This is a genomic window from Pseudoclavibacter sp. RFBA6 (assembly GCF_002931575.1).
Lineage (GTDB): Bacteria > Actinomycetota > Actinomycetes > Actinomycetales > Microbacteriaceae > Pseudoclavibacter > Pseudoclavibacter terrae.
In genome coordinates this window covers 458983-484300 of the sequence record NZ_PSUA01000010.1, presented here as the reverse complement: position 1 = coordinate 484300, position 25318 = coordinate 458983, and the positions used below count along the sequence as shown (strand labels likewise).

Genomic DNA, 25318 nt, shown 5'->3' with positions numbered 1-25318 from the left:
GGTCGTGTCGGCTGAGATGATGGACGCATGAGCGAAGTCAAGACATACATGCGCACTGCCTCCGCCGAGGCTGATGCTGGCGAAGAGGCCCTCACGGAGGTCGTCGACAAGCTGGTGCAGCGCCTCGTCGAGGCGGGGGCCTCCGACGGCATCACGATCCCTCAGAGCGAGGTCGAGGTCGACGTGCTGGTCGACGACACTCTGAACCTCTGGGACGCGACCGCGACCTGGTCGGGAACCGGTGTGAGCTCCTCGGAAGCTGAGGAGACGGTCACGACGCTCGAGTAGCGCCGAGCACGGAGATCGAGAACGAGACAAGCCCCGGTTCGGCCAGTGATCAACTGGCACGACCGGGGCTTCCCGTCTGGTGCCGGCTGTGGGATTCGAACCCACACGCCCTCTCGGACAGAGCATTTTGAGTGCACCGCGTCTGCCATTCCGCCAAGCCGGCGCAACACCACGGACACAGTATCGTAAGCTCACTACGTGACTGAACAGGAAACCTCTCAAGCCCCGCGACGTGTTGTCGTCGCCGAAGACGAGTCGCTCATCCGGCTCGACATCGTGGAGATCCTTCGCGACAACGGCTTCGACGTTGTCGGAGAGGCCGGCGACGGGGAGACCGCGGTCGCCCTCGCGAAGGAGCTTCGCCCCGACCTCGTCATCATGGACGTGAAGATGCCGCAGCTCGATGGCATCTCCGCCGCCGAGCAGCTGTCGAAGGACAGCATCGCGCCGGTCGTGCTCCTCACCGCGTTCAGCCAGAAGGAACTGGTCGAGCGCGCGACTGAGGCGGGCGCCCTCGCGTACGTCGTGAAGCCGTTCACGCAGAACGATCTGCTCCCCGCGATCGAGATCGCGCTCGCGCGCCACGCGCAGCTCATCGCCCTCGAGGCCGAGATCTCCGACCTGAACGAGCGGTTCGAGACCCGCAAGCAGGTGGACCGCGCGAAGGGCCTCCTCACGCAGAAGATGGGTCTCAGCGAGCCTGAGGCGTTCCGCTGGATCCAGAAGGCGTCCATGGACCGCCGTCTCACGATGCAGGAGGTCGCGCAGGCGGTCATCCAGCAGCTCTCGGCCAAGAAGTAGCCGAGCCCCGATCAGCAGAAGCCCTCACGGCGCTGCCGCGGCGAGGGCTTCTTCGGCTCTGCGTGGGACTACTTCGCGGTTCGGATGAGGTTGGTGATCCGGATCGTGGAGCAGCGCTTGCCCGCCTCGTCTGTGACGACGATCTCGTGCACCGTCATGGAACCGCCGAGGTGGATGGCCGTGCACACGCCCGTGACCCAGCCGCTCACCGCGGATCCGGTGTGGGTGGCGTTGATGTCGATGCCGACCGCGAAGCGGCCGGGGCCGGCGTGCACGTTGGCGGCCATGGAGCCGAGGGATTCGCCGAGCACGCAGTAGGCGCCCCCGTGCAGCAGGCCGATGGGCTGCGTGTTCCCCTCGACCGGCATGACGGCCACGGAGCGCTCGGGGCTCAGCTCGACGCACAGGATGCCCATGCGCTCGGCGAGAGCGCCGAAGCCCCGGCCGTAGGTCACGTCGTGCTGGTCGGGGATGGCGAGCCCGTTGACCGTCGTCGGGGGCGTTTCCAGGTGACTCTTCACGCTTCCTCCTCGAAGAACGCCCCACAACACGCGCGCATCGGCGCAGTGTCTGGGGCGGCAAGTAGGCTGACCGTGTGTCAGCGCAAAATCAGCCTACCCTCATGGTCATCGACGGCCACTCGCTTGCCTTCAGGGCGTTCTTCGCCCTGCCGGTCGACAGCTTCGTGAACTCGGAGGGGCAGCACACGAACGCCATCCACGGCTTCGTCTCGATGCTCCTCAACCTGCTGCAGAACGAGAATCCGAGCCACATCGCCGTGGCCTTCGACATCTCGCGCAGCTCCTTCCGCACCCGCGAGTACCCCGAGTACAAGGCGGGCCGCGATGCGACCCCCGTCGAATTCAAGGGGCAGATCCCGCTGCTTCGCGACGCCCTCCACGCGATGGGCATCAAGACCGTCGTGAAGGAGGACTTCGAGGCGGATGACATCCTCGCGACCCTCGCACGCCAGGGGCGCGAGCAGGGGTTCAAGGTGCTTGTCGTCTCGGGCGACCGTGACTCCATCCAGCTCGTCACCGACGATGTCACGCTGCTCTACCCGTCGACGCAGGGTGTGACGAAGCTGACCCGCTACGACCCGGCGAAAGTCGAGGAGCGCTACAGCGTGCGCCCGGAGCAGTACCCGGACGTGGCGGCCCTCGTGGGGGAGAAGAGCGACAACCTCCCCGGCGTGCCCAAGGTCGGCGAGAAGACCGCGGCCAAGTGGCTCGCCCAGTACGGCTCCCTCCAGGGCATCCTCGACCATGCCGACGAGATCGGCGGCAAGGTCGGCGAGTCCTTCCGCGAGCACCGCGAGAACGCGGTCCGCAACCGTAAGCTCAACCGCCTCGTCGATGACGTCGAGCTGCCGGTCGCACCGGACCAGCTCACGCGCGGGTCGATCGACGCGGATGCCGTCCGCGAGATCTTCACGAAGCTGCAGTTCCGCACCCTGCAGGACCGGGTCCTGAAGCTCGCCGACGAAGCCGGTGACGACATCGCGCCCGCCGAGGCCGTCGCCGCGCCCGTTCGACCGGAGCTGCTCGACGAGGAGCTCGAGCAGTGGCTCGAGAAGGCCGTCGCCGCGACGCCAGAGGGCCTCGGCCTCGCGGTCTCGCACAACGCCGAGGGTGGCATCATCGCCATCGGCGTGTCGACTGCCGCCGAGGCGACCGAGCTCCGGTGGATCCCGGAGCGCGTCGACTACGCGCCCCTCGAGGCGTGGCTCGCGAGCGATGCCCCGAAGCTCATGTTCGACGCGAAGCCCCAGCTGAAGGCGCTCACCGTCGCCGGCCTCGCGGTCGGTGGCCAGGTCAAGGACGGGCAGCTCGCCGCGTGGCTGTACCGCCCCCAGAACGCCCCCAAGCGCCTCGCGGAGCTCGTGCAGATGCGACTCGACGAGCAGCTCCCCGAAGGCGACCCGAACCAGCTGCAGATCGGCGACGAGTCGTCGCTCGTCGCCAGCGACGCCTGGTACACGCAGCGCGCGACGACTGCCGCCCTCGGCATGCTCGAGCCAGGCACGCTCGACGTCTTCACGTCCATCGAGACGCCGCTGCTCGCCACGCTCTCGAGCATGGAGCTGCAGGGCGTCGCCATCGACCGCGACTTCCTGCAGGGCCTCGCCGACGACCTGACCGAGCGCATCCGCACCTACGAGCAGGAGGCGTTCGACGCCATCGGCGGCGCCGAGATCAACCTCGGGTCACCGAAGCAGCTGCAGGTCGTGCTCTTCGAGACGCTCGAGATGCCGAAGACCCGGAAGACGAAGACGGGCTTCTCGACGGATGCGGAGTCGCTCGCCGACCTCGAGCGCAACAGCCCGCATCCCTTCCTCGGTGCGCTTCGCAAGCACCGCGACTCCGTGAAGCTGCGACAGATCATGGAGTCGCTGCTCAAGGCCATCGACGAGAGCTCGCGCATCCACACGAGCTACCACCAGATCGGCTCGGCCACAGGCCGCCTGTCGTCGAACGACCCGAACCTGCAGAACATCCCGATTCGGTCCGACGAGGGTCGCCGCATCCGCCGCGCGTTTGTGCACGGACCCGAGTTCGAGTCGCTCCTCACCGCCGACTACTCGCAGATCGAGATGCGCATCATGGCGCACCTCTCGGGCGACGCCGCACTCATCGAGGCGTTCAACGCGGGGGAGGACCTCCACCGCTTCGTCGGCTCGCGCGTGTTCGGCGTCGACCCGGCCGACGTGACGCCGGCAATGCGCTCGAAGGTCAAGGCGATGTCCTACGGCCTCGCCTACGGCCTGTCCGCGTTCGGGCTCTCGAAGCAGCTGCAGATCGACGTCGCCGAAGCGAAGAAGCTCATGATCGACTACTTCGAGCGCTTCGGGAAGGTCCGCGACTACCTTCGCAACGTCGTCCTGCAAGCCAAGGAGGACGGGTACACGGAGACCATCTTCGGGCGCAGGCGCCCGTTCCCCGACCTCCACTCGACGAACCGCATCGCTCGGGAGAACGCCGAGCGCCAGGCGCTCAACTCACCCATCCAGGGGTCGGCGGCCGACATCATCAAGCGCGCCATGAACTCCATCGAGGACCGCATCCGCGCGGAGAACCTCTCCTCGCGCATGCTCCTGCAGGTGCACGACGAGCTCGTGTTCGAGGTCGCCGCCGGCGAGGGGGAAGCAATGGAGGCGCTCGTCCGCGACGAGATGGCCGCAGCTGCGGACCTCACCGTGCCACTCGAAGTGCAGATCGGTCGCGGCCCCAACTGGGACGAGGCCGCGCACTAGCCTGCGCCGCTGTCCGCCCCGACCCAGCTGTTGAGCGGGGATCCAGAGGGGCGAGCATAGGCTTGCGGGATGACGACTTCCGCTCTTCCCACCCAGAACACCAGTCAGCCACGACCGCAGACGGACATCGACCGGCTCGCGGAGGCCTGGGTCGCTACCGAGATCAACCTCTCGCCCGAGCTGCGCGTGGAGCTCGGCGCCGAGGGCGACAAGTCCGAGTACGGCGACCACTCGTCTGCCGCTGCACCCCGCAAGCGCGCCGCGATCGTCGAGGTGCTCGCGAAGCTGGACACGCTCACGGAGACCGACGAGGTCGACCGTGTGACGGCGCTCGAGCTGCGACGCAGTCTCGGGCTCGAAGTGGAGATGATCGACGCCAAGCTCCACCTGCGGGAGCTGTCGAACATCGCCTCTCCGGCGCAGGACATCCGCATGGTGTTCGACCTCATGCCGCGAGAGACGCCGAGTGACTTCGAGGACATCGCGCGGCGCCTCGAGAACCTCCCAGCGGCGGTCGAGGGCTACACGGAGCGCCTCGGCGCCGGCATCATGGCCGGTGTCGTGCCCGCGAAGCGGCAGGTGCGCGAAGTCGCCGTGCAGACCGGCGAGTACGCGGCCCCAGGGAACTTCTTCGAGCAGCTCGCCGAGTCGTCGCCCGCTTCCGGTGAGCTCTCGCAGGGTCTCCGTCAGCAGCTGCAGCGAGGCGCTGAACTCGCGTCGGCCGCCTACGCAGCGTTCACGACGTTCCTCGACGACGAGCTGCTGCCCGCGGCGAGCGAGACCGACGCCGTCGGGCGCGAGCACTACGCACTCGCCTCCCGCGGCTTCCTCGGTGCCGCCGTCGACCTGGACGAGACCTACGAGTGGGGCCTCGCTGAGCTCGCGCGGATGAAGGCCGAGCAGGAGGCGATCGCGAACGAGATCCTCCCGGGCGCATCCGTCGCAGAAGCCATCGCGCACCTCGAGCTCGATCCCACCCGCAAGCTGCACGGCAAGCCAGCACTCAAGGCCTGGATGCAGGAGACCAGCGACCGCGCCGTCGCCGAGCTCGCCGAGAGCCACTTCGACATCCCGGAGCCGATGCGCCGACTCGAGTGCATGATCGCGCCAACAGAAGAGGGTGGGATCTACTACACGGGCCCATCGGAGGACTTCTCACGTCCCGGGCGCATGTGGTGGTCCGTCACACCGGGCGTCACCGAATTCGACACCTGGCGCGAGCTCACGACCGTCTACCACGAAGGCGTCCCCGGTCACCATCTGCAGATCGCGCGCGCGACCCTGAACCGAGACCAGCTCAACACCTGGCGACGCAACAACTGGACCTCGGGGCACGGCGAGGGATGGGCGCTCTACGCGGAACGCCTCATGGAGCAGCTCGGCTACCTCGACGAGCCAGCCGACCGGCTCGGCATGCTCGACGGGCAGCGGATGCGCGCCGCACGCGTCGTCCTCGACATCGGTGTCCACCTCGGCAAGACGGTCCCAGAGGGCGACAAGGTGTGGGACTACGAGTACGCGCTCGACTTCATGCGTCAGCACGTGAACATGCCGGACGGCTTCGTGAAGTTCGAGGTGAACCGCTACTTCGGCTGGCCAGGCCAGGCGCCCGCCTACAAGATCGGTCAGCGCATCTGGGAGGAGCTGCGCGCGGAAGCCGAGCAGCGCGGCGGGGACGATTTCGATCTCAAGGCCTGGCACTCGCGGGCACTCGACCTGGGTGGCCTCGGCCTCGACACCCTCCGCGAGGTGCTCAGCACGGACTGACCTGGCCGCCACCGCTCGTCCGTCCCTGACGGCCAGCGCTCGAGCTGGGCGTCACCCAGGCGGCTTCGCCTAGGCTCGCGGCAGCGAATGCATCGACGCATTCGCTGCCGCGAATCCGAGGAGGCTGCGAGGTGCACCCCCAGAGTGGCGAGAGCGTCCGCCCCGATCAGGCAGCCGCCGCATCCGCCCATTCCCTGATCGACGCCGACGGCGGACGCAGCGGAGGCGTCGATCTCCGCTCGGCGGTCGCCGGCCTCCGCAGCGTCGTCCGCGAATCCTGGATCCGTTCGCTGCAGCTGCTCGGAAGTCCCGCGAATGCGAGGGCCCGAGACCTGGATGCGTTCGAGCCGCTCGCGGCCGCGCGCGAACGCAGCCCCCTCCAGCACGTGCTTCCCGTCCTCGACCGCCTGCTCGTCGAGCCTGCGAGAGACACCGGGCTCATCGTCGCCATCACCAACGAACAGGGACGTCTCCTGTGGGTGCGCGGGGACAGCGACACGCTACGCCGCGCGGAGCACATGGACTTCGTGGCGGGCGCCGACTGGTCCGAGGGAGCCGTCGGCACGAGCGCCCCCGGCACGGCCCTCGCGTCCGGCCGCGGAGTGCAGATCGTGGGCGCCGAGCATTTCGCCCCCGCTGTGCAGCTCCTCAGCTGCACCGCGGTCCCCATTCGCGATCCCCTTACCGGCCTCGCCGTCGGAGCCGTCGACCTGACGGGCGATGAAAGGGCGGTCGGGCCGCATTCCCTCGCGCTCATGCGCGCGGCCGTGGCCGCAGCCGAAGCAGAGATGCGGGTCGCCGCCCTGCTGGCCGGCGCCGCGGCTCGCACAGGCGGCCCATCCCTCCCGACAGCGCCGACGAACGGCGCCGCTGCTGCTAGGGTCAGCGCGCTCGGCGCCCATCGCGCTCGACTCACGGCACCGGGCATCCCGCCGCTCGAGCTCAGCGGCCGGCACGGAGAGATCCTGACGCTCCTCGCCGCGCGCCCGTCCGGGCTCAGCGCGGGGGAGCTTGCGCTTCGGCTCTATGGCGAGACGGCGAAGGAGGTCACGCTCAGGGCAGAGCTCGCGAGGCTCAGGCCGCTCCTCGCCGAACGCAGCCTCGATCTCGTGCCGCGCCCGTACCGAGTCGCAGAGGGGCTCATGAGCGATGCCGCCGAGGTCCTGCGCCTCCTCGCAGCGGGCGACGTCAGGGCAGCGGTTCGGATGTACCCCGGGGAGCTCCTGCCCGCCTCCGATGCGCCAGGCATCCGCGAACTGCGCGCCGAGATCTCGGCAACGCTCCGGGACCAGGTCCTCAGCACGGCGGACACGCCGACGCTGCTCGCCTACCTCGAGCTGCCCGAGGTCGCCCACGACTCCGACGCCTTCCGCACCGCCCTCGGCGTGCTCCCGCCTCGCTCGCCAGCCCGGTCCCGGTACGTCGCTCGAATCGAATCGCTCGAGTCCTGACGCGTCCCCGGCGCGCGTCGCCTGGGCCCTGCAACCCGATTGCAACGTTCCCCCTCCTAGTCTTCCGAGGAAGAGTTCCCCGGACAAAGGAGTCCCCATGACCGTCTACGCCAAGCCAGGAACCGACGGGTCCCTCGTCACGTTCAAACCGCGCTACGAGCACTACATCGGCGGCCAGTGGGTGCCGCCCGTGAAGGGCGAGTACTTCGAGAACATCACCCCGGTGACCGGCCAGCCCTTCACCGAGGTCGCCCGCGGAACGGCCGAGGACATCGAGGCCGCCCTGGACGCGGCGCACGCGGCCGCCCCCGCGTGGGGAAAGACGAGCCCTGCCGAGCGGGCCGTCATCCTGAACAAGATCGCCGACCGCATCGAGGAGAACCTCGAATACATCGCCGTCACCGAGACCTGGGACAACGGCAAGCCCATCCGCGAGTGCCTCGCCGCCGACATCCCGCTCGCGATCGACCACTTCCGCTACTTCGCCGGCGCCATCAGAGCGCAGGAGGGAACGCTCAGCCAGCTCGACGACAACACGACGTCATACCACTTCCACGAACCGCTCGGCGTCGTCGGCCAGATCATCCCGTGGAACTTCCCGATCCTCATGGCCGTGTGGAAGCTCGCGCCAGCACTCGCAGCAGGCAACGCGATCGTCCTGAAGCCCGCCGAGCAGACGCCCACGTCGATCCTCGTGCTCTTCGAGCTCATCGGCGACCTGCTCCCGCCCGGCGTCGTGAACATCGTGAACGGCTTCGGCGCAGAGGCCGGGAAGCCGCTCGCCTCGAACTCCCGCATCCGCAAGATCGCGTTCACGGGCGAGACGACCACCGGGCGCCTCATCATGCAGTACGCCTCGCAGAACATCATCCCCGTGACGCTCGAGCTCGGCGGCAAGAGCCCGAACATCTTCTTCGAGGACATCGCGTTGCGCGACGACGCCTACTACGACAAGGCGCAAGAAGGCTTCACGCTCTTCGCCCTCAACCAAGGCGAGGTCTGCACCTGCCCGTCCCGCGCCCTCATCCAGGACTCGATCTACGACCGCTTCCTGGAGGATGTGACGGAGCGCACCCGCAAGATCGTGCAGGGCAACCCGCTCAACACCGACACGCAGGTCGGTGCGCAGGCCTCGAACGACCAGCTCGAGAAGATCCTCAGTTACCTCGAGATCGGACGCCAGGAGGGAGCGAAGGTCCGCATCGGCGGCGCACGCGCGGAACTCGATGGCGACCTCGCGGGCGGCTACTACGTGCAGCCCACCATCTTCGAGGGCCAGAACAGCATGCGAATCTTCCAGGAGGAAATCTTCGGTCCGGTCGTCGCGGTCACGAAGTTCTCCGACTACGACGATGCGATCTCGATCGCCAACGACACCCTCTACGGTCTCGGCGCCGGCGTCTGGTCGCGCATGGGCAACACCGCGTACCGCGCCGGCCGCGACATCCAGGCCGGCCGAGTCTGGGTCAACCAGTACCACGCGTATCCGGCGCACTCCGCGTTCGGTGGCTACAAGTCCTCCGGCATCGGTCGCGAGAACCACCTCATGATGCTCGACCACTACCAGCAGACGAAGAACCTCCTCGTGAGCTACAGCGAGGACAAGCTGGGCTTCTTCTGATTCACGTTCCCGCCCGGCGTCCGAGCACTGATCGAGTCCTCGGGCGCCGGGCGTACGCTCACCGCACACGCGACACCCGGCCGCGCGTGCGACCGCACATCACGGCCGGACACATCGACAGAACGAGCGGGTGAGGACATGCAGAGTGAAGTTCGAGGCGACGTCGACGCACTGTCCGGGGGCGGCGCGCTGGCCTCGACCCCGACCATCGAGGGCGAGACCTTCTCTCGGGTCTCCTTCACGCCGGCAGCCGTGCAGATGATCTCAGCGCTCGGACGGCGCCACGGCCCGCTCATGTTCCATCAGTCCGGAGGCTGCTGCGACGGTTCCTCACCCATGTGCTATCCGGCCGGCGACTTCCTCACCGGCGACGCCGACGTCCTCCTCGGCACGACCGACATCCCCGACGCGGGGCGAGTGGAATTCTGGATGTCGCGCGAGCAGTTCGCGTACTGGCGCCACACCCGCCTCACCGTGGACATCGTCACGGGGCGGGGATCCGGCTTCTCGCTCGAGGCTCCGGAAGGCAAGCGGTTCCTGATCCGGTCGCAGCTCATGAACCCTGACGGCACGGACGCGGATTCGCTCGCCGTGTCCTGATCCGTGCGCGGACGCCCCGCCTCCCGGGACCGACTCGCCGCAAACGCCGGGGAACTCGCCGTGCGCGACACTTGCCCTCGCTTGACTTCCCCGACTAGGCTGACAGAGCACTTTTCTGTGTGCACGTATCCGCATTCCCGGATGAGCACCATCGTCCTCGACATCTTGCCGAGAGCAGCACATCCGGGCCGACTTATAGCCCACCTGGAGCATTACCTACATGACCACCACCACGACCGAAAAGGCAACCAAGCAGGTCGCCATCAACGACATCGGATCTGCTGAGGACTTTCTTGCCGCGGTCGAAGAGACGCTGAAGTTCTTCAACGACGGGGACCTCATCGAGGGCACCGTCGTTCGCATCGACCGCGACGAGGTCCTCCTCGACGTCGGTTACAAGACCGAGGGCGTCATCCCCTCGCGCGAGCTTTCGATCAAGCACGACGTCGACCCCACCGAGGTCGTTCAGGTCGGCGACACCGTTGAGGCCCTCGTCCTCCAGAAGGAGGACAAGGAAGGCCGTCTGATCCTGTCCAAGAAGCGCGCACAGTACGAGCGCGCCTGGGGCGACGTGGAGAAGATCAAGGAAGAAGACGGCGTCGTCACCGGCACCGTCATCGAGGTCGTCAAGGGCGGTCTCATCGTCGACATCGGCCTCCGCGGCTTCCTCCCGGCCTCGCTCATCGAGCTCCGCCGTGTGCGCGACCTCACGCCGTACCTCGGTCAGGAACTCGAGGCCAAGGTGCTCGAGCTCGACAAGAACCGCAACAACGTCGTGCTGTCGCGCCGCGCGCTCCTCGAGCAGACGCAGTCCGAGACCCGCTCGAACTTCCTCAACAACCTCCAGAAGGGCCAGGTCCGCAAGGGTGTGGTCTCCTCGATCGTCAACTTCGGTGCGTTCGTCGACCTGGGTGGCGTTGACGGCCTCGTGCACGTCTCCGAGCTCAGCTGGAAGCACATCGAGCACGCCTCCGAGGTCGTCGAGGTTGGCCAGGAGGTCACCGTCGAGATCCTCGAGGTCGACCTCGACCGCGAGCGTGTCTCGCTCTCGCTGAAGGCAACGCAGGAAGACCCGTGGCAGGTGCTGGCACGCACGCACGCCATCGGTCAGATCGCACCGGGCAAGGTCACGAAGCTCGTTCCGTTCGGTGCGTTCGTTCGCGTCGCAGACGGCATCGAGGGCCTCGTGCACATCTCGGAGCTGTCCAGCGGCCACGTCGAGCTCGCCGAGCAGGTCGTGTCGGTCGGCCAGGAGCTGTTCGTCAAGATCATCGACATCGACCTCGACCGTCGCCGCATCTCGCTCTCGCTCAAGCAGGCGAACGATGGCGTCGACCCCGAGGGCACCGAGTTCGACGCGGCGCTCTACGGCATGGTCTCCGAGTACGACGCCGAGGGCAACTACACGTACCCCGAGGGCTTCGACCCAGAGACCAACGAGTGGAAGGAAGGCTTCGACGCACAGCGCGAGGCTTGGGAGCAGGAGTACGCTCTCGCCCAGACTCGCTGGGAAGCGCACAAGAAGCAGGTCGCATCCGCAGCCGAGATCGAGCAGAACGTCAGCGCTGTCGCGCCGTCGAGCTCCTCGAACTCGTTCGCGAGCGAAGCAGCTGGCGCAGGAACGCTTGCCGACGACGAGTCGCTTGCCGCCCTCCGCGAGAAGCTCGCAGGGAACTAGTTCCCAGCAGCAGCAGCATTGCATCCGAAGGCCGGTCCCAGCTCTGGGGCCGGCCTTCGGCCGTTGCGGCTTGGGCCGTTGCGGGGAGGAGCCGCGCGGGCGTGCGGGCGCGTGTCAGCCGGTCGCGCCGCGCGTCGCATCCACATGGCAGACGCGAGCGCCGACGTCGGGACCCGGCTCCACTGCGCTTCCCGCGCGGATGTCGGCGCAGACGCAACGCCCGGCCGCTGAGAAGCGGCCGGGCGTTGTTGCGTCCCAGCGGGGCTCGTTCCGGTCAGGCGCTGAAGCCCGGGGCGGGCGGGACCGGGGGAGCGGCCGACCCCGACCTGGCGGCGCGGGCGTCGCGCACGCGCTTGAAGCTGCGGAACAGCAGCCAGGCAAGCACACCGAGCATTGCGAGCATGACCAGCACGAACAGCGGCACGAGAATCGCGGAGAAGAGCAGTCCGACGCTGATGGCGTCTTCGCCGACGCTCAGGATCGGGGCGGCTGCGCCAGCCGTCACGACGTTCGCGGCGGCACGGGTGCTGCTCTTGGTGAGGTGGGTCAGCAGAGCGATGCCGATCCCGATGACCACTGGCACCCACGCGTTGCTCGTGAAGAAGCTGGCCGGGTCCTGGATGGCTGCGGTCGAGCTGGCGGTGCCAGCCCCGAAGACGATGCCGCCTGAGGTCGGGCGGATGACCGTCTGGATCCAGTCGTTCACGTGGTCGAGCGCGGGGACCTTGTCGGCGACGAGCTCGAGCACGAGCAGCGCGCCGACGATTACGAGCACCCAGTCGTTGCTGAGCCAGGCCCAGCCTGCCGGCAGCGCGATGAGGTCGGTGAAGCGGGCGAGGAGCCCGATCCCGAGCAGTGGGATGAACGCGTTGAGGCCACTCGCCGTCGCGAGCCCCAGGCCGGTCAGAATTTCAAGCATGTGTCTCGTGCCTCCTGCGTCCCAGTCTGGCACGCGATCAGCCCGGAGGCGGGTCGTCCCGGGATGCCCCGGGGCCGCTCTCGGCCGGGGCGCAGTAGCGTTGGCCACACGACGCTGCCCGTCGGAGGGGCATGCGCAGACGAGAGGACGGCACATCATGGTCACCATCGCGCTGACCGGGGGGATCGGATCCGGCAAGACGACCATCGCCAATCGACTCGCCGAGCTCGGCGGCGTGATCCTCGATGCCGACATGTTCGCGCGCGAGGCCGTCGCGGTCGGCTCTCCAGCGCTTCGACAGATCGCCGCGCGCTTCGGACAGCAGGTGCTCCTGGCGGACGGCACGCTGGACCGTCCCGCACTCGGCGCGCTGGTCTTCGGCGACGAAGAGGCGCGCCGAGCGCTCAACGACATCGTGCACCCGGAGGTGCGTCGCCTCACGGGGGAGAGGCTCGAGGAAGTGCTCGCCGACGACCCGGCGGCCCTCGTCGTGCACGTCATCCCGTTGCTCGTCGAATCGACGAGCAACTACGACTACGAGGAGATCTGGGTTGCGGATGCGCCGGCCCGTACCCGAGAGGAGCGCCTCGTCGAGGGTCGCGGGATGACGAGGGAGGACGCGCAGGCACGAATCGCATCGCAGGCGAGCGATGACGAGCGGCGTCGGATCGCCGACGTTCTCATCGACACGAGCGCTCCTCTCGACGAGACGCTCGATCAGGTCGACGCCGAATGGCGCCGGCTCGCGGCCGCGGGCCTGCGTGCACCGGAGACGCAGACCTACGGGGTCTGACCGACACGCGTCCATCTGGTCCCGTGCGCGCGAGTGGCAGTGGGTTGACGGTGGGGCATGCGGCTCGTCGCCCCGGAAGGCGACCACCGCATCGGGAGGTGAGACGCACAAGCCTGGCCGGCCCTGCGTCGCGAGACCACCACCTTCCTCTCGCCAGACATCGCCGCCGCCCCTCGAGTCCGGAGAGGACGTCACCTCGTCGCCTCCCCCTCGAGAGCTCGGGATCCCTGCACGCAGCGGCACGGGGTGCGCCAGCGAGGCGATCGCTTCGGAACTGACGCCCCCGACTTCTTCACGACCAACTGCGGTCCGACGATCGCGGTGTTCCGATCCCCGGGCGACGATGCAGCGCGAATGGCCGCACCGGACGAAGACCGGTCGGCACTCGCCGAGCCTCCCTGCTGCACGGTCAGATGGGCTGGGAGCACCCAACGGTCACGGCTTCTCGGAGGTGACGCGTGCACTGGCGATCGACGGACGGCGCCAGGTCATCGCGGCGACGAGCGCCCCGAACGCCCTGCGGCAAGATCGACCCACTCAGTGCCGAGAGGGACGAGCGCGCCCCGGCCGGCGGTGACAGCCGCCACCTCGGCAGCCAGCAGCCCGCGCGCGCCAGGGGAGTCGGGAATGGCCAGGCTCAACATCGCTGTGGCTCCCGCATAGTCGGTTCCGGTCACGAGCGTGCCGCGGGCGCGGAGCTCGTTCTCCCACTGGCCCGCGGTGGCGTGCGGCGCTTCGAGTCCGAAGACCGCCCGTGCCTCGCGAGTCGCGAGTCGCGCGAGTCGCAGGGTCGCCGAGACGGACTCCGAGTAGGCGCGCACGAGGCCGCCTGCGCCGAGCAGGACGCCGCCGAAGTAACGGGTGACCACGGCGACGACGTCACTGAGGTCGGCCGAGGACGGGATGCCCCGCTCGCGCTCGTGCAGCACGAGTGCCTCGAGCATGGGGGTCCCAGCTGTCCCACCAGGTTCACCGTCGTCGTTCGAGCGCTGGACAGCTCGTCCGGCACCGAGCACAAACGCGCTGCAGTGATGGCGCGCCAGCCGATGTGCCGCCCGCCGATCGGAGATGACCGCCCTCGCCTCCGCTTCGCTCTCGACACGCTGGAGACGGCAGATGAACCGGGAGCGGCGGATCTCGATCTCGTTGTCGAGTGGGCCCAGGTCAGCGAGAACGCCGTAGCTCGGCGCCGAGTCGGCATGCCCGTTCGATGGTTTGCCCCCTGACTGTCCGGCGCGCATCCAGGCAGTCTACGGTGGCCCCTTCGTCTACCCAGCGGTCCTCAGACCAAACGTTCAGACCTGACTGACAAGGTTGGTCTTCCCCCGCACCGAACGGGACTCATCGACCGGGAGCAGCGACGTGCGCTCCCAAGAGAGGACTGAGATGACCACAACAGCCTCAAGCCAGCACACCGAGAACGGCGAGTACACCGTCCCCGGACTCTCGCTCGACAAGGGCCACGAGATCGGCGAACTCCTCCAGCTTCGCCTCCACGCCCTCAACGACCTTCACCTCACGCTGAAGCACGCGCACTGGAACGTCATCGGGCGCGACTTCATCAGCGTTCACGAGATGCTCGACCCCCAGATCGAGCTCGTCCGCGGGTACGCCGACGAGGTCGCGGAGCGCATGGCGACCCTCGGCGTCCCGCCGAACGGACTGCCGGGAGCGCTCGTCGAAGCTCGCACCTGGGGTGACTACGAGGTGTTCCGTGCAGGCACACGCCAGCATCTCGAGGCCCTCGATCACGTCTACGTGGGCGTCATCACCGACCACCGCGAGGCCATCAAGCGCCTCGACGACCTCGACCTCGTGACGCAGGACCTGGTCATCGGCCAGGTGTCCGAGCTCGAGAAGTTCCAGTGGTTCATCCGCGCGCACCTCGAGAACACGCAGGGCGTGCTCTCGAGCGAGGACTAGTCCGCGCCGGTTGCACTTCGGGGCCCCCATGATCGCGCAGAGCGCATCACGGGGGCCCCGAAATGTCGCAGCCGCCACGTACACTTGTTCTATGCAAGCAACACGCAGCGTCCGTCCTTTCGAAGTCGTCAGCGAGTACACGCCGAGTGGCGACCAGCCGAAGGCCATCGACGAGCTTGCGAGTCGCATCAACGCCGGCGAACCGGATGTCGTCCTGCTCGGCGCCACGGGAACCGGAAAATCGGCCACGACCGCGTGGCTCATCGAGAAGCTGCAGCGTCCGGCCCTGGTGCTTGCGCACAACAAGACCCTGGCGGCGCAGCTCGCGACGGAGTTCCGCGAACTCATGCCGAACAACGCCGTCGAGTACTTCGTCTCCTACTACGACTACTACCAGCCAGAGGCGTACGTCCCGCAGACCGACACCTTCATCGAGAAGGACAGCTCGGTCAACGAAGAGGTCGAGCGACTGCGGCACTCCACGACGAACTCGCTCCTGAGTCGCCGCGACGTCATCGTCGTCTCCACGGTCTCCTGCATCTACGGCCTCGGGAAGCCGGAGGAGTACTTCAACTCGATGCTCGCGCTCCATGTCGGAGACCGCATCCCGCGCCAGGAGCTGCTTCGCCGCTTCGTGACGATGCAATACCAGCGCAACGATGTCGCCTTCCAGCGTGGCACCTTCCGAGTCCGGGGAGACACGATCGAGATCATCCCCGTCTACGAGGAGCTCGCGATCCGTATCGAGATGTTCGGCGACGAGATCGAGGCGCTCACCGCCCTCAACCCGCTGACGGGCGACGTCGTACGCTCCATGGACTCCGTGAGCGTGTTCCCGGGCTCGCACTACGTCGCGGGGGCGGATGCGATGCAGCGGGCCATGGGACAGATCCGCGACGAACTCGACGACCGCCTCGGCGTCTTCGAGCGCGAGCAGAAGCTGCTCGAGGCCCAGCGGCTCCGCATGCGAACCTCCTTCGACCTGGAGATGATGGAGCAGATCGGCTTCTGCTCCGGCATCGAGAACTACTCGAGGCACATGGACGGCCGCGCGCCGGGCGAAGCACCGCACTGCCTCATCGACTACTTCCCGGACGACTTCATCACCGTCATCGACGAATCGCACGTGACCGTGCCGCAGATCGGCGCGATGTACGAGGGCGACGCCTCGCGGAAGCGCACGCTCGTCGACCATGGATTCCGCCTGCCGAGTGCCCTCGACAATCGACCGCTTCGCTGGGACGAATTCAGCGACCGCGTCGGCCAGACCGTGTACCTCTCGGCGACCCCGGGCAAGTACGAGCTCGCACAGGCAGACGGCTTCGTCGAGCAGATCATCCGCCCGACGGGCCTCGTCGACCCGCAGATCGTCGTGAAGCCGTCAAAGGGCCAGATCGACGACCTGCTCGAGGAGATCCGGGTCCGCGCCGACCGCGACGAGCGAGTCCTCGTCACGACCCTCACCAAGAAGATGGCAGAGGAGCTCACCGACTTCCTCGGCGAGAACGGCGTCCGCGTCCGCTACCTGCACGCCGACGTCGACACCCTGCGCCGGGTGGAGCTCCTCTCAGAGCTGCGTGCCGGACTCTACGATGTGCTCGTCGGCATCAACCTCCTCCGCGAGGGCCTCGACCTGCCAGAGGTGTCGCTCGTCGCGATCCTCGACGCTGACAAGGAGGGGTTCCTGCGCTCCAGCACGTCCCTCATCCAGACGATCGGGCGCGCCGCTCGAAACGTGACGGGCGAGGTGCACATGTATGCCGACCGCATCACCGACAGCATGGCGCAGGCCATCGAGGAAACCGATCGGCGACGCGACCGCCAGCTCGCCTACAACAAAGAGCACGGCATCGACCCGACCCCGCTGCGCAAGAAGATCGCAGACATCACGGAGTCGCTCATGCGCGAGGGGCAGGACACCGAGAACCTCCTCGCATCTCGCGGCAAGGGCGACAACAAACGGCAGACGACACCTAAACTCAAGCGCGAGGGTCTCGCCGCATCCGGCGCACGCGAGCTCGAGAACATGATCTCGGACCTCAACGCGCAGATGCTCGACGCAGCCAGCGAACTCAAGTTCGAGCTCGCCGCCCGCCTCCGCGACGAGCTCTCGGCGCTGAAGCAAGACCTCCGGACCATGGAACGAGCCGGGCACGTCACCAAGGGGTGACCGCGGCCGCGCGCCTCTGACGGGCGCACAGCATCCACACGAATAGAGAACCTGAAAGAGCTATGGCCGTCCTTCCTCCCTCCTCGCAGCTGCGCGTCCAAGGCGCCCGCGTCCACAACCTCAAGAACGTCGACCTCGAGATCCCACGCGACAGTCTGGTCGTCTTCACGGGCCTCTCAGGGTCGGGGAAGTCGTCGCTCGCCTTCGACACCATCTTCGCGGAGGGCCAGCGACGCTACGTCGAGTCGCTCTCCGCCTACGCGCGGCAGTTCCTCGGCCAGGTCGACCGACCCGACGTCGACTTCATCGAGGGCCTGAGCCCTGCGGTCTCCATCGACCAGAAGTCGACGAACCGGAACCCGCGATCGACGGTCGGCACGATCACGGAGATCTACGACTACCTCCGCCTGCTGTGGGCGCGCATCGGCGTGCCGCACTGCCCCGTCTGCGGGGAGGTCATCCAGCGGCAGACCGTGCAGCAGATCGCCGACCACCTCATGGAGCTCGAGGAGGGCACCAGGTACCAGGTGCTCGCGCCCGTCGTGCAGCAGAAGAAGGGCGAGTTCGTCGACCTCTTCCAGTCGCTCTCCGGTCAGGGCTACGCGAGGGCGATGGTGGACGGCGAGCGAGTGCAGCTCACCGACCCGCCCAAGCTGAAGAAGTCGTTCAAGCACGACATCTCGGTCATCGTCGACCGCCTGGTCGCCGCCGACGACGTGCTCGGCCGCCTGACCGACTCGCTCGAGACGGCGCTCCGCCTTGCGGACGGCCTCGTGCAGATCAACTTCGTGGACGCGGAGGGTGACGACGCGTGGACCACGTTCTCCGAGCAGCTCTCCTGCCCCAACAACCACCCCATCGCCCTCACCGAGATCGAGCCGAGGACCTTCTCCTTCAACGCTCCGTTCGGCGCATGCCAGACCTGCGACGGCCTCGGCACGCGCATGTCCGTCGACCGCGAGCTGCTCGTCGGCGACCCGCTCGACTCGATCGCGGACGGCGTCATCCTGCCGTGGAGCTCCCAGGGCAAGAGCCTCTACCAGTACTACGAGCGACTCCTCCTCGGGCTCTCCGAGCAGATCCAGTTCAAGCTCACCACTCCGTGGAAGAAGCTCCCGGAGGAGGTCCGCGAGGCGATCCTCGAGGGGCGCGAGTACGAGGTCAAGGTCAAGTACCGCAACCGGTTCGGCCGGCAGATGACCTACAGCTCCGGCTTCGAGGGCGTCATGCCGTACATCGAGCGCCAGTACGCCGAAGCGGAGACCGACGCGACGCGCGCGCGCTGGGCCCAGTACCTGCGCGAGATCCCCTGCTCGGCCTGCAACGGGGCGCGCCTGCGCCCCGAGGTGCTCGCCGTCAAGGTCCACGGCCGTTCGATCGCCGACGCGACGACGTTGAGCCTCGCCGACTGCCTCGACTTCATGAACACGGTCGAGCTCACCGACCGCGAGGCGAAGATCGCCGCCCAGGTCCTCCGAGAGATCCGCGCCCGCCTCGACTTCCTCATCGAGGTCGGACTCAGCTACCTCGACCTCGCTCGTGCCGCGGGCACCCTCTCCGGCGGTGAGGCGCAGCGCATCCGCCTCGCGACACAGATCGGGTCCGGCCTGACCGGCGTGCTCTACGTCCTCGACGAGCCGTCCATCGGGCTTCACCAGCGCGACAACCGACGGCTCATCGAGACCCTCATCAAGCTGCGCGACCTCGGGAACACGCTCATCGTCGTCGAGCACGACGAGGACACCATCCGCACCTCTGACTGGATCGTGGATATCGGGCCGGGAGCCGGCGAGCACGGGGGAGAGGTCGTGCACAGCGGCTCCGTCGCCGACCTCGAGAAGAACACCAGGTCGATCACGGGCGACTACCTCTCGGGGCGCATGGGCATCGAGACGCCCAAGAAGCGTCGGAAGTACGACAAGAAGCGAGAGCTCACCGTCGTCGGCGCCAGGGCCAACAACCTGAAGAACGTGCAGGTGAGCTTCCCCCTCGGCATCCTCACCGCGGTCACGGGTGTCAGCGGGTCCGGGAAGTCGTCGCTTGTGAACGACATCCTCTACCGCGTGCTCGCGAGCAAGCTCAACGGAGCGCGCGCCGTCGCCGGCAAGCACACGCGCATCACCGGTGTCGACCAGCTCGACAAGGTCATCCACGTCGACCAGAACCCCATCGGCCGGACTCCCCGCTCGAACCCGGCCACATACACGGGCGTCTTCGACCGCATCCGCACGCTCTTCGCGGAGACGAGCGAAGCGAAGGCGCGCGGCTACCTGCCTGGGCGCTTCAGCTTCAACGTCAAGGGCGGCCGCTGCGAGGCGTGCTCGGGAGACGGCACGCTGAAGATCGAGATGAACTTCCTCCCGGACGTCTACGTCCTGTGCGAGGTGTGCGGAGGATCGCGGTACAACCGCGAGACCCTGAGCGTGCACTACAAGGGCAAAAACATCGCCGAGGTCCTGCAGATGCCGATCGCCGAGGCCGCGGACTTCTTCGAGCCCATCACGGCCATCCACCGGTACCTCTCCACGCTCGTCGAGGTCGGTCTGGGCTACGTGCGCCTCGGGCAGTCGGCCACGACGCTCTCCGGCGGTGAGGCACAGCGCGTCAAGCTCGCAACCGAGCTCCAGCGCCGCTCCAACGGTCGGAGCGTCTACGTGCTCGACGAGCCCACGACCGGCCTCCACTTCGAGGACGTCCGCAAGCTCCTGAAGGTGCTGGGCGGACTCGTCGACAAGGGCAATACCGTCATCGTGATCGAGCACAACCTCGACGTCATCAAGTCCGCGGACTGGCTCATCGACATGGGGCCGGAAGGCGGCTCCGGTGGCGGCACCGTCGTCGGCGTCGGCACTCCCGAGAAGGTCGCTGGCATCGCGGAGAGCCACACGGGCCAGTACCTCAAGGAGATCTTCGACCGGGAGGCAGCTGGCCGCTGATGGCGAACGTCCTGCCATACCGTCCCGCGACGGGCGATATCCCCACAGCCCCCGGGGTCTACAGGTTCCTCGGGGACAACGACCGCGTGCTCTACGTCGGGAAGGCCAAGAACCTCCGCGCGCGCCTGAGCAACTACTTCGCGCCACTCGAGCGGCTGCACGAACGCACGCGGCACATGGTGACGACAGCCACTCGAGTCGAGTGGACCGTCGTACGCACGGAGACGGAGGCCCTGCAGCTCGAGTACACCTGGATCCAGGAGTTCTCGCCACCCTTCAACGTCAAGTTCAAGGACGACAAGAGCTACCCGTTCATGGCGGTCACGCTCGGCGACGAGGCACCGCGCGTCCTCGTCACCCGCAACCCGAAGCTCCGCGGTGCCAGGTACTTCGGTCCGTACCCCAAGGTATGGGCCGTCAACGAGACCATCGACCTCATGGTCAAGGCCTTCCCGATCCGAACCTGCAACGACTCGAACTACAAGCGCGCCATGCAAAGCGGTCGCCCCTGCTTCCCCGGCCAGATCGGCCGGTGCGGAGGGCCCTGCAGCGGGCGCGTGACGATCGCGGAGCACCGCCTGATCGTGAACGAGTTCGTGCGGTTCATGGAGAGCTACGACCGGAGCCTGCTGACGACGCTGCAGGAGGAGATGAAGCTCGCCGCCAGTGAGATGCGCTTCGAGGACGCAGCCAGGCTGCGCGACCGAATCGGGGCGCTCGAGAACGTCCTGGAGAAAAGCGCGGTCGTCCTGCCGGACAACGTCGACCTCGACCTGTTCGGCATCGCGGAGGACGAGCTGAGCGCGTCCGTGCAGCAGTTCACGGTTCGCGGCGGGCGCATACGCGGTGTTCGCAACTGGGTGCTCGACAAGGAGCTCGACACCGACCTCGGAACGATCATCGACCAGACCCTGCAGCGCGTCTACGGCAAGGACGGGCTCTTCCCGCCAGGCGAGATCATCGTGCCGGCGCTCCCCGACGACTCCGAGGCGCTGACCGAATGGCTCGAGGCGACCAGGCAGGCCAAGGTGAACCTGCGAACGGCCCAACGGGGCCCGAAATCGGAGCTCCTCAAGACCGCCACGATCAACGCGATGGGGTCGCTCGCGCAGTACAAGCTCAAACGCAGCAGCGACTACGTCGCACGATCGGATGCGCTCACCGAGCTGCAGAACGCGCTGGGCTTGGCCGAGGCGCCGCTGCGCATCGAGTGCTACGACATCTCGCATCTGCAGGGCACCGGCATCGTCGGATCCATGGTCGTCTTCGAGGACGGCCTGGCGAGGAAGTCGCACTACCGGCGCTTCAACATCGCCTCGTCGACGGACGACACGGACTCCATCCGGCAGGTGCTCGCCCGGCGCCTCGCCTACCTGCGCGACGACGCGACGCCGGCTGACATCGTCGAAGACGCGGCGCTCTCCGCGGATCCCATCAAGGCGTCGACGCAGGAGTCCACGCGGGCCAAGTTCGCCTACCGACCGCAGCTGCTGCTCATCGACGGCGGAGTGCCGCAGGTCAACGCGGCGCAACGTGCGCTCGAGGAATCCGGGGTGCGCGGCATCGCCGTCGTCGGCATCGCCAAGCGGCTCGAGGAGCTCTGGCTGCCCGACGACGACTTCCCGGTCATCCTCCCTCGAGGGTCCGAAGCGCTCTTCCTGGTGCAGCGTCTCCGGGACGAGGCGCACCGCTTCGCGATCCGCCATCAGCGCACGAAGCGCAAGGCCGACATCGGTACGGTCCTCGCGGACATCCCGGGTCTCGGGCCGACGCGCGTCGCCGCACTCCTCAAGAAGTTCGGCTCGGTCAAGAGACTCCGGGCGGCCACCGTCGACGAGCTCACGAGCGTGCAGGGAGTCGGAGAGGCCACCGCGACCGCGATTACCGAACGATTCGCGCGAGAGCAATCAGCGGAAGCGTGAGAGACGTCCGCTCCGGCTATGTAGGCTGGTGTTTTAGTCCACGGGAGGTGACCTGCGCATGAGTTCGGCGGAGATCGACGGCGAAGGACGCCAGCACATCATGATCGTCACCGGCATGTCCGGTGCAGGGCGGTCAACGGCGTGCAAGGCGTTCGAGGACCTCGACTGGTTCGTGGTCGACAATCTGCCCCCGCAGATGATCAGGCCCCTCATCGAGGTCGCAGGCAAGGCGCGAGACTCGCTCCCGAAGCTCGCCGTCTCTGTCGACGTACGTGGCGGCCACCTCCTCGAGGAGTTCACCGCGCTCGTCGGAGGGCTCAGGGAGACGCACGAGGTCGACGTGCTCTTCCTCGATGCGACCGACGGAACGCTCGTGCGCCGGTTCGAGGCGGTCCGGCGCCCGCATCCCCTGCAGGGCAACGGAACGATTCTCGACGGCATCGCACGCGAACGCAGCCGCCTTCAGGAGATCCGCGAGGCGAGCGACATCGTCATCGACACCTCGGAGCTGAACGGTCACCAGCTGGTGACCCGCATCGTCAAGCGCTTCGGCGAAGCCGACCAGAACAAGGTCGCCGTGACGGTGCAGAGCTTCGGGTTCAAGTACGGCATCCCCACGGACGCCGATCTCGTCGTCGACATGCGCTTCCTGCCGAACCCCTTCTGGGAGCCGGAACTCCGCGCCTTCAACGGCCGGGACAAGCGTGTCTCCGACTACGTCTTCGACCAAGAAGGTGCAGACGAGTTCCTGACCCACTACATTGAGATGCTTGACCCCGTGCTGCGGGGTTACGAACGTGAGAACAAGCGGCACGTGACGCTCGCCGTCGGATGCACCGGTGGCAAGCACCGCTCGGTCGCCATGACCGAGCGCATCGCGAGCCTGCTGCGCGAACGTGATGACACGATCATCAGCGTGCGGCACCGCGACCTCGGTCGCGAGTGACTCTCGTTCCATCTCGCATTCGCGACGACGCTTCGTCGCGCCCACTCACTCTGATCCATGGAGGTACCCCGGTGACGCTCACCGCCGATGTCAAGCACGAGCTTCTGCGCACGCGCGCAGCCACAACCCAAGCTCGTGCTGCCGAGGTCGCGTCGCTCCTGAGGTTCGCGGGTGGCCTGCAGCTCATCTCGGGGCGAATCGCTGTCGAAGCGCAGCTCGACTCCGAGATGCTCGCCCGACGACTCGGCCGAGAGCTCCTCGAGCTGTACGGCGTGCGAGCGAAGATCTCCATCGTCGCCGGCTCCGGTGCCAGGCCGGGGGAAAGCTACCTGCTTCGAGTCCTCGAGAACGGTGAGACGCTCGCCAGGCAGACGGGGCTCATGGATGCGCGACGACGCACCGTGCGCGGGCTCCCGAACCGGCTCACCACCGGCAGCCAGGACGACCTGACTGCCGTCTGGCGCGGCGCGTTCCTCGCGGCCGGATCCCTGACCGATCCGGGCAGGTCTGCGTCCCTCGACATCATCACCCCGAACTCCGAGACCGCGATGGCGCTCGTCGGCGCCGCCGGACGGCTCGGCGTCTCGTCCAAGGCCCGCGAGGTCCGTGGCGTGCACCGCGTCGTCATCCGCGACGGAGATGCGATCAGCGCGATGCTGACCGTCATCGGAGCCCACGCGACCGTCGAGAGCTGGGAGAGCCTCCGGCAGCGCCGCGAGACCCGGGCGACCGCCAACCGGCTCGTGAACTTCGACGATGCGAACCTGCGGCGCTCCGCCCAGGCTGCGGTGACGGCCTGCACGCGCGTCGAGCGGGCGCTCGAGATCCTCGGCGAGGGAGCTCCGGACCACCTCAAGTACGCGGGGCAGCTGCGCCTCGCGCATCGCGAGGCGTCCCTGGACGAGCTGGGGCGCTACGCGGATCCGCCCATGACGAAGGACGCCGTCGCCGGCCGCATCCGTCGCCTCCTCGCGCTGGCGGACAAGCAGGCATCGGACCGGGGCATCCCCGGCACGGAGTCCAACCTGCCCGTGCTCGACGAGCTCTGATCACCGCGCCGAACCGCTCTGCCCGTTTGGTCACCTCCGCGCCCGCCCATGGGACTAGGCTGACGATGTTGAACGGGCCTGTCCAGCAGACCGTTCCCACGATTTCGGTGCGATGGTGCACCCGGCCGCTTGTGGCCACACAGTCCTGTCAAATCGGAGAAACAACAGGAAAAAGGAGCATCACGTGACGAAAATCGCCATCAACGGTTTCGGACGCATCGGACGCAGCTACGCACGCGCACTGCTGCAGGATGACAACACCCTCGAGCTCGTTGCAATCAACGACCTCACCGACAACAAGACCCTTGCACACCTCCTCAAGTACGACTCCACGGGTGGCAAGCTCAAGAACGACATCTCGTTCGACGACGACGCCATCTACGTCGACGGCAAGAAGATCACGGCCACGGCCGAGCGCGACCCCGCCAACCTGCCCTGGGCAGAGCTCGGCGTCGAGATCGTCATCGAGAGCACGGGGCACTTCACCGACCCCGACAAGGCTCGCGCGCACATCGCTGCTGGCGCCAAGAAGGTCATCCTCTCGGCCCCCGCTTCCGGACCGGCCCCGACGTTCGTCTTCGGCGTGAACCACACCGAGTACGACCCCGAGAATGACGACGTCATCTCGAACGCGTCGTGCACGACGAACTGCCTCGCGCCGCTCGTGAAGGTCTTCAACGACAAGTTCGGCATCGAGTCGGGTCTCATGACCACGGTCCACGCCTACACGTCCGACCAGAACCTGCAGGACGGCCCCCACAAGGACCTCCGTCGTGCACGCGCGGCCGCACTGAGCATCATCCCGACGTCCACAGGTGCTGCGAAGGCCATCGGCCTGGTCATCCCTGAGCTCGCCGGCAAGCTCGACGGCTTCGCACTCCGCGTGCCCACCGAGACCGGCTCGATCACCGACCTCACCGTCGTCTCCAAGACGCCTGTGACCGTCGAGGAAGTCAACGCCGCGTACAAGGAAGCCGCCGAAGGCGAGTTCAAGGGCCTTCTCATGTACAACGAGGAAGACATCGTCTCGCGCGACATCGTCGGAGAGAACCACTCCTCGATCTTCGACGCGCCGCTGACCAAGGTCATCGGCAACCAGGTGAAGCTGTCGTCCTGGTACGACAACGAGTGGGGCTACACGGTTCGCCTCGTCGACCTCACCGAGTACGTCGCGAGCAAGCTCTAACCACTTCGGCAACAG

General features: G+C 67.4%; 19 protein-coding genes and 1 tRNA gene. 16 read left to right on the top strand and 4 right to left on the bottom strand.

The window, feature by feature from the left end; translation table 11 throughout:
* Window positions 1-27: 27 nt before the first annotated feature.
* Window positions 28-288: a hypothetical protein gene (locus C5C17_RS08535; RefSeq protein ID WP_104252925.1), complete on the top strand. Its 261-nt coding sequence runs from the start codon at window positions 28-30 to the stop codon at window positions 286-288.
* 77 nt (window positions 289-365) lie between these two features.
* On the opposite strand, the gene C5C17_RS08530 is transcribed toward C5C17_RS08535, so the two are convergent.
* Window positions 366-451 (bottom strand) — tRNA-Leu (locus C5C17_RS08530).
* Window positions 452-486: 35 nt separating this feature from the next.
* Between C5C17_RS08530 and C5C17_RS08525 the strand changes: the two genes are divergently transcribed.
* On the top strand, window positions 487-1089 hold the full coding sequence (locus C5C17_RS08525) for an ANTAR domain-containing response regulator (RefSeq protein WP_104241240.1): 603 nt from the start codon (window positions 487-489) through the stop codon (window positions 1087-1089).
* Between the two features lie 68 nt (window positions 1090-1157).
* On the opposite strand, the gene C5C17_RS08520 is transcribed toward C5C17_RS08525, so the two are convergent.
* A complete protein-coding gene (locus tag C5C17_RS08520) occupies window positions 1158-1562 on the bottom strand; it encodes a PaaI family thioesterase (RefSeq protein WP_258066090.1) in 405 nt (134 codons plus the stop codon).
* A gap of 149 nt (window positions 1563-1711) precedes the next feature.
* On the opposite strand from C5C17_RS08520, the gene polA reads away from it, so the two are divergent.
* From polA to rpsA, 6 genes are all read left to right on the top strand, one after another.
* Entirely contained in the window at window positions 1712-4342 is a 2631-nt protein-coding gene (polA, locus tag C5C17_RS08515; RefSeq protein ID WP_104252924.1) for a DNA polymerase I, read from the top strand.
* 69 nt (window positions 4343-4411) lie between these two features.
* Window positions 4412-6109 carry a DUF885 domain-containing protein gene (locus C5C17_RS08510; protein WP_104252923.1) on the top strand — a complete coding sequence of 566 codons (1698 nt, stop codon included), beginning with the start codon at window positions 4412-4414 and terminating at the stop codon, window positions 6107-6109.
* 131 nt (window positions 6110-6240) lie between these two features.
* Window positions 6241-7560, top strand: a complete 1320-nt coding sequence (locus C5C17_RS08505) for a GAF domain-containing protein (RefSeq protein ID WP_104252922.1) — start codon at window positions 6241-6243, stop codon at window positions 7558-7560.
* A gap of 97 nt (window positions 7561-7657) precedes the next feature.
* A complete protein-coding gene (locus C5C17_RS08500; protein WP_104252921.1) occupies window positions 7658-9181 on the top strand; it encodes an aldehyde dehydrogenase family protein in 1524 nt (507 codons plus the stop codon).
* A gap of 138 nt (window positions 9182-9319) precedes the next feature.
* The gene (locus C5C17_RS08495) at window positions 9320-9781 is read left to right on the top strand and encodes a DUF779 domain-containing protein (protein ID WP_104252920.1); all 462 of its coding nucleotides are present in this window, start codon (window positions 9320-9322) and stop codon (window positions 9779-9781) included.
* Between the two features lie 220 nt (window positions 9782-10001).
* The gene (rpsA, locus tag C5C17_RS08490) at window positions 10002-11459 is read left to right on the top strand and encodes a 30S ribosomal protein S1 (RefSeq protein WP_104252919.1); all 1458 of its coding nucleotides are present in this window, start codon (window positions 10002-10004) and stop codon (window positions 11457-11459) included.
* 274 nt (window positions 11460-11733) lie between these two features.
* Here the strand turns inward: rpsA and C5C17_RS08485 are convergent, their stop codons facing one another.
* Window positions 11734-12378: a DUF4126 domain-containing protein gene (locus tag C5C17_RS08485; RefSeq protein WP_104252918.1), complete on the bottom strand. Its 645-nt coding sequence runs from the start codon at window positions 12376-12378 to the stop codon at window positions 11734-11736.
* Between the two features lie 157 nt (window positions 12379-12535).
* Between C5C17_RS08485 and coaE the strand changes: the two genes are divergently transcribed.
* A complete protein-coding gene (gene coaE / locus C5C17_RS08480) occupies window positions 12536-13171 on the top strand; it encodes a dephospho-CoA kinase (protein WP_104252917.1) in 636 nt (211 codons plus the stop codon).
* Between the two features lie 488 nt (window positions 13172-13659).
* Here coaE and C5C17_RS08475 read toward each other — a convergent pair whose 3' ends face one another.
* Window positions 13660-14412, bottom strand: coding sequence for a YigZ family protein (locus C5C17_RS08475; RefSeq protein WP_104252916.1), 753 nt, complete (start codon window positions 14410-14412; stop codon window positions 13660-13662).
* A 145-nt stretch (window positions 14413-14557) separates the two neighbouring features.
* Here C5C17_RS08475 and C5C17_RS08470 point away from each other — a divergent pair, with 145 nt between their 5' ends.
* From C5C17_RS08470 to gap, 7 genes are all read left to right on the top strand, one after another.
* Complete coding sequence (locus tag C5C17_RS08470; protein WP_104252915.1) at window positions 14558-15094, top strand: Dps family protein; 537 nt, start codon at window positions 14558-14560, stop codon at window positions 15092-15094.
* Between the two features lie 91 nt (window positions 15095-15185).
* Window positions 15186-17264, top strand: a complete 2079-nt coding sequence (gene uvrB / locus C5C17_RS08465) for an excinuclease ABC subunit UvrB (RefSeq protein ID WP_104252914.1) — start codon at window positions 15186-15188, stop codon at window positions 17262-17264.
* Between the two features lie 62 nt (window positions 17265-17326).
* A complete protein-coding gene (gene uvrA, locus C5C17_RS08460) occupies window positions 17327-20200 on the top strand; it encodes an excinuclease ABC subunit UvrA (RefSeq protein WP_104252913.1) in 2874 nt (957 codons plus the stop codon).
* Window positions 20200-22122 carry an excinuclease ABC subunit UvrC gene (gene uvrC, locus C5C17_RS08455; protein ID WP_104252912.1) on the top strand — a complete coding sequence of 641 codons (1923 nt, stop codon included), beginning with the start codon at window positions 20200-20202 and terminating at the stop codon, window positions 22120-22122. The genes uvrA and uvrC overlap by 1 nt, the downstream gene beginning before the upstream one ends.
* Window positions 22123-22180: 58 nt before the next feature.
* Entirely contained in the window at window positions 22181-23068 is an 888-nt protein-coding gene (rapZ, locus tag C5C17_RS08450) for an RNase adapter RapZ (RefSeq protein ID WP_068481863.1), read from the top strand.
* A gap of 71 nt (window positions 23069-23139) precedes the next feature.
* Window positions 23140-24117, top strand: coding sequence for a DNA-binding protein WhiA (whiA, locus tag C5C17_RS08445; protein WP_068481866.1), 978 nt, complete (start codon window positions 23140-23142; stop codon window positions 24115-24117).
* Window positions 24118-24301: 184 nt separating this feature from the next.
* A complete protein-coding gene (gene gap / locus C5C17_RS08440; RefSeq protein WP_244296085.1) occupies window positions 24302-25303 on the top strand; it encodes a type I glyceraldehyde-3-phosphate dehydrogenase in 1002 nt (333 codons plus the stop codon).
* Window positions 25304-25318: the final 15 nt, after the last annotated feature.